The sequence below is a fragment of the bacterium genome (assembly GCA_030655055.1).
Taxonomy (GTDB): domain Bacteria; phylum Edwardsbacteria; class AC1; order AC1; family EtOH8; genus UBA5202.
Genome location: JAURWH010000135.1, coordinates 1 through 5277, shown reverse-complemented (window position 1 = coordinate 5277; position 5277 = coordinate 1). Strand labels below are relative to the sequence as shown.

Below are 5277 nucleotides of genomic sequence, written 5' to 3'. Positions count from 1 at the left end.
AAAGAAAGTCCTCCAAAAAACAAATATTTTACCCTTTTAATGGGCAGAAAGAAAGCAATAACACCAGCATAAGCAGCGATTAACGATATCCATATTGGCATCTTACTATCTTTTTGACCTGTACCAATCGACTTTCCAGTAATTCCTTTGGCCCTAAGCGAAATAGAAGCACCATTACTTTGGGCACAAGAACTTTGATAAAGCACTGATATTTTTGCGCCCTCACCAGGATTCAGATTGGTAATGTTTAGCTGTATATATTTATCGTTTATTATCTTTTGGTTTGGAATTGCATTGTCAATTGTGATTTGGGATTTTTGAATAACTTCATCCGTAAATTTGATCATGAGTACAATTTCTTCTGCGGTTTTATTGCCTGTGTTTTTGATTTCTATTTGTTGTATAAAGAGTTTATTGCTAACATCGTCAAATGGTATGCTTTGTATCGAGTTATAAGTAAGTTGCGGTTTTTCTGTTTGTACCCAATAAAGGAATGTACCTGTAGCGATTGTTACAACACCTGTAACTACTGCAGTAATAAATATTGACTTCCAATTCATTTTAATCTCCAATCAATTTAATTCTATCATTTTAAAGAAAATAAGATTTCATTTCTTCTTAATCTTGTCGCCGAGCGTACCCTTTATGAATTTTTGAAGTTCCTTGTGTAAGTCCTCTATACCACGCCAAGTGTTCTGATATATAACAGTACGTACATTCTTTATGTCAAAAGTAAGGTACTCTGTTGACTGACTAATGACTATATGTGGTTTTTTAAGGGCTAGTGCAAATCCAAATTCAAACATAACATTTGGGTTATTCCTTGTAACATCAACAACAACAATCTCTGCAATACGAATTGCAGACACTATATCATCTGTGACCTCACTAGATTTATTTATCATATCAATCCTTATTGATGTCAAACCTGTACCTGTAGCCGCACGTTGTATGCCACCAGTCCAAACATCTTGAAAATCTTCGTGAAAAGGCATTACTGTAAAAAGAACCTTCTTTTTTTTCAAACTTTCAAGTGTTATCACATCTTCACCTGTCATAGGTATATCTGAAGCGGCACCTTCAGCAACCGTTTTCATTTGGCTTTCTAACTCATGCAACCTTTCCTCCATCTCCTGTGCTTGCGTAAACGATGAAGCAGCAAATAAATATTGCCTAAAATCTCTCACCAAATTACGAAATTCTTCTGGCGTTCGAGCCCTATCCATACGCCGTCTTAGCAAATGAAGACTATCATTCATCTCGGGACCCATAACTCGTGTAGAATATCGGCTATGCATAAGCTCGTTGAAAAGACGCCTGAGCATATGATTAGATTCCCCTATGACCGCTGATTTATTACGCCCAGGTTGGGATAGCATGTATTCAAGACGATTCAGATTACTCTCAAATTCTGGATGTAACAATTGTCTCATTTCTCAACCCTTTCTATTGTTAAACCTTAAACCTTGTTTTTATTTGCTACGATATTGTTGCTAAATAATACATCTAACTACCAGTAAAAGTCAATTACAAAGTTGGCAAATCTTAAGACCAAACGCGCGGGGGCAAAGAAATACCCGTAGGGTGGGACCTCTCCCCCACCCCTCCCCTGGTAGGGGAGGGGCATTCAGCCTCCCCCTCCTGCCAGGAGGGGGAATGAGGGGGCGGTCAAAACTAAGGCAGCTTAAGACACCCCTCTTGTTCTCCCCTTTTTAGGGGAGACAAAAAGCCTCTCCTAATTAATTAGGAGAGGCTTTGGTACATGGCCGGTGGTTGAGTGCCCCGCAGGGGTGTATCGAAACCACCGGCTTAGCTCACGTGGACCTGTAATTCGTGAACTGCAGCGCCAGCCCCAGGTCATCCTGCCGGAACAACGCGATCACTTCCTGCAGGTCATCCTTGTCCTTGCCGGTGACCCGCACCTGCAGGTCCTGGATCTGGGCCTGGACCTTGATCCCCGAGGCCTTGATGCGTTTGACCATCTCCTTGGCCTTGTCCATGGGGATCCCCTGCACGAACACCAGTTCCTGGCGCAGGTAGTTCTTGGCGGCTGGCTGGGGTTCCTTCTGTTCCAGCGATTTGATGGAGATCCCGCGCTTGACCACCTTGTTGAATATGATGTCCAGCATGCTTTTGCGTTTGAACTCGTCCGAGGCCAGGATCACTAATTTGTCTTCCATGATCTCTATCTGGCAGTTGGTGCCCTTGAAATCAAAGCGCCCGATGATCTCCTTCTGGGCCATCTGGACCGCATTCTTCATTTCCTGAAGATCGATCTTGGAAACTATGTCGAATGAACTCTGGCTCATTGGTTTTCAATTATCTCCGCATTTTTAGGGATGATGAATTTAAAGCGGGCGTCCTTGAGCCCGGGATTGGTCTTGATCTTGCTGAAACTGTATTCGGCGCTGTTGCCGCTGACATCCACCGCCTCTATCCCTGTGATCAGAAGGGTCTTCCGGTCCACCATGATCTTTATGGCCTTGATGATGTCCTTCAATTCGTCCGGCTCCATGAAGAACAGGTAATCCCCATTGTTGCGGCAGCCTTCCTTGGCCCGGCCGGCCAGAAGTTTGTCCAGGGGGTTCAGCCAGACCAGGAACTGGGGGGAGCTTTTAAGGTCGGACTTCATCACCTGCTTTTCATCGATCAGGTGGAGCCAGATGGTATTGCCGTCGCAAACGATCTCCTGTTTGTCGGGCTTGGTGATGTCCATCCGCAGCTTGTTGGGGCGCTTGAGTTCCAGCTCCCCCTCGTACCGGGTGCAGGTGCCGGAGGCCGCGCTGCAGACCGTCTGCACCACATGGGCCTTGAGGTCGTTTATCTTCCGGTACTTGGCCCGGACCTGTTCCAGCAGGGAGTCGCAGTTCTGGGCGCCGGCCGAAGCAACCAAGACCAGGCCCAGCGCCAAAGACAGTTTCAGGACTTTGATCATTCTCCGTCCTCCTCGTTTTTGATTAAAACCTGGCGGGCCTTGCTGCCGTCAAAGGGGCCCACCACCTGGGCCGCCTCCAACTGGTCAATCAGCCGGGCCGCCCGGGAATATCCGATCTTCAAACGGCGCTGCAGCAGGGACACCGAGCCCTGCTGGTGCCGGATCACCAGTGATCTGGCCTCGGCAAAAAGTTCATCCTGGCCGTCCTGGTCCGCTCCCTCCTCCGGTGGCAGGTCCACCTCCATGGAATATCCGTTCTCCTGTTCCGGTGCGGCGGAAGATTCCTTGTTCTCCGACTGGCCTTCGGCCACCCCGTACCATGACTTGACAAATTCCACGATCTGGTTGGTCTCCTTAGTGGAGATGAAAGGTCCGTGCAGGCGTTCCGGCTCGGCCTTGCCCGGCGGCATGTACAGCATGTCGCCCCGGCCCAGCAGGCTTTCGGCCCCGTTGGCGTCCAAAATGGTGCGGGAATCGGTGCGGGAGGCCACCTGGAAGGCCAGGCGCGAGGGGAAATTGGCCTTGATCACCCCGGTGATCACGTCCACCGAGGGCCGCTGGGTGGCCAGGATCAGGTGGATCCCCACGGCCCGGGACATCTGGGCCAGCTTGGCGATCCGGTTCTCGATCTCCCCGGCCTCGCGGGAAAGCATCAGGACGGCCAGCTCGTCGATCACTATCACCAGGTACGACATCTTGCGTTCGGACTTGTGGTTGTATTCCTCGATGTTGCGGCAGGCCTCCTTGGCCAGCATCTTGTAGCGGGCGTCCATCTCGGTGACCGCCATCCGGAATATCTGGAGGGTCTCGTCGGAATCGGTGACCACCCCCTCCACCGTCCGGGTGATGGGCTCCTCGCCCTCCTTGACGTGGACCCGGTACTGGAACTGCAGGTGGGGAATGCCCCGGTAGATGGAAAGCTCGATCCGCTTGGGATCGATCATGATGAAATGCAGTTCCTCCGGCGTGGCCCGGTACAGCAGGCTGGTGATGACGGTGTTCAGACAGACGCTCTTGCCGCTGCCGGTGGCCCCGGCGATAAGCAGATGAGGCATGTTGGTCAGATCGGCCGAAAATGATTCCCCGGTGATGGTCTTTCCCATGGCAAAGGCCAGGCATCCTTCCTGGGCCTTGAAATTGTCAGAAGCAAGAAGCTCCTTCAGCATCACCATCTGCCGGTGCTGGTTGGGGATCTCGATCCCCACCACCCCCTTGCCGGGAATGGGGGCGATGATCCGGATGCGGGTGGCTTGCATGGCCAGGGCCAGGTCGTCGGAAAGATTGGCGATCTGGTTTACCTTGACCCCCGGGGCCGGCTTGAATTCATAGCTGGTGACCACCGGGCCGGAATAGCGGTCGGTGATCTCTCCCTCGATCCCGAATTCCTTCAGCTTTTCCAGCAGGATGGAGGACTTGTCCTCCTCTTCCGCTTTAACCTGATCCCGGTCGTCGTAGAGAATGGAGAGGAATTTCTGCTGATAATCCTCGGAGACCGTTCCCTCTCTTGGCGGAGCCTTTGGCTTGGCCTTCTTCTCCGGTGCTTGCACCGAGCTATGTCGAGGTGTGGCGGTCTTGCCCTCAGGTTTTGATTTTTCCGAAACGGGGATATCTTCCTGTTCTTCGGCTCGGGACATTGGTTCCTTTTCCGCCTTTTCGGACGCGGCCGGTTTCTTTTTAAAGGTGATCTCCTTTGGCGTGGTTTTGGCCTTTTCCAAACCGGCTTTCACCGGGGCCACGGCCAGCGTCAGCCAATGCTGGAAATTGATCTCGGTCCCTATCAAAAGCAGTATGATGAACATTCCGGCCAGCACCAGCCAAAAGCCCACCGGCCCGAAAAGCCCGCCTATGAATGTGGCCAGCAGCATCCCCCATTTCCCGGCCCCGCCCGGCTCGGCCAGATCTCCGGTGTAGTAAGGAACATTTAGTCTGGCTATCATGGCCAGCGCAAAGCTGACAAAGGCCAGGCTTAGCAGGGTGTTCCAAAGAAGGCGGTAGAGTTTTTTATGCCGCAGGAAGAACCAGCCCCAGACCAAAACGTAGAAAGGCACCAGCAATGCGGCGTAGCCCAGCAGGCCTATCAGCCCGAAAGCCGCCATGTCCCCCAGCGGACCTCCCCAATTCTGCCTGGGCCAGCCCTGGGACCAGAGATGGCCGTCCTGGCCGGAAAAAGAAACCAGGCTGACCAGCATAAAAAGCCCGGCTATCAACACGGCCACCCCGAATATCTCCTGTCCCCGGCTGAATTCCGGGGAAGATTTTTTTTCTTTTTCTTTTTGGTCGGATTTCATTTATCTTATCTGTCTGTTTTTGTATCGCTGTTTAGCGGGGATCCCCGGCCTGGC

5 protein-coding genes are annotated in these 5277 nt (G+C 51.5%); all 5 read right to left on the bottom strand.

Annotated elements, in window-relative coordinates; all coding sequences use genetic code 11:
* The coding region (locus Q7U71_06340; protein MDO9391375.1) for a hypothetical protein at positions 1-560 on the bottom strand (560 nt) is incomplete at its 3' end.
* A 48-nt stretch (positions 561-608) separates the two neighbouring features.
* Positions 609-1259 (bottom strand): hypothetical protein, encoded by a 651-nt coding sequence (locus Q7U71_06335; protein MDO9391374.1) that lies wholly within the window; start codon positions 1257-1259, stop codon positions 609-611.
* Positions 1260-1814: 555 nt separating this feature from the next.
* Positions 1815-2309: a YajQ family cyclic di-GMP-binding protein gene (locus Q7U71_06330; GenBank protein ID MDO9391373.1), complete on the bottom strand. Its 495-nt coding sequence runs from the start codon at positions 2307-2309 to the stop codon at positions 1815-1817.
* A complete protein-coding gene (lolA, locus tag Q7U71_06325) occupies positions 2306-2935 on the bottom strand; it encodes an outer membrane lipoprotein chaperone LolA (GenBank protein ID MDO9391372.1) in 630 nt (209 codons plus the stop codon). Before lolA ends, Q7U71_06330 begins: the two co-directional genes overlap by 4 nt.
* The gene (locus Q7U71_06320; protein MDO9391371.1) at positions 2932-5223 is read right to left on the bottom strand and encodes a DNA translocase FtsK; all 2292 of its coding nucleotides are present in this window, start codon (positions 5221-5223) and stop codon (positions 2932-2934) included. Before Q7U71_06320 ends, lolA begins: the two co-directional genes overlap by 4 nt.
* Positions 5224-5277: the final 54 nt, after the last annotated feature.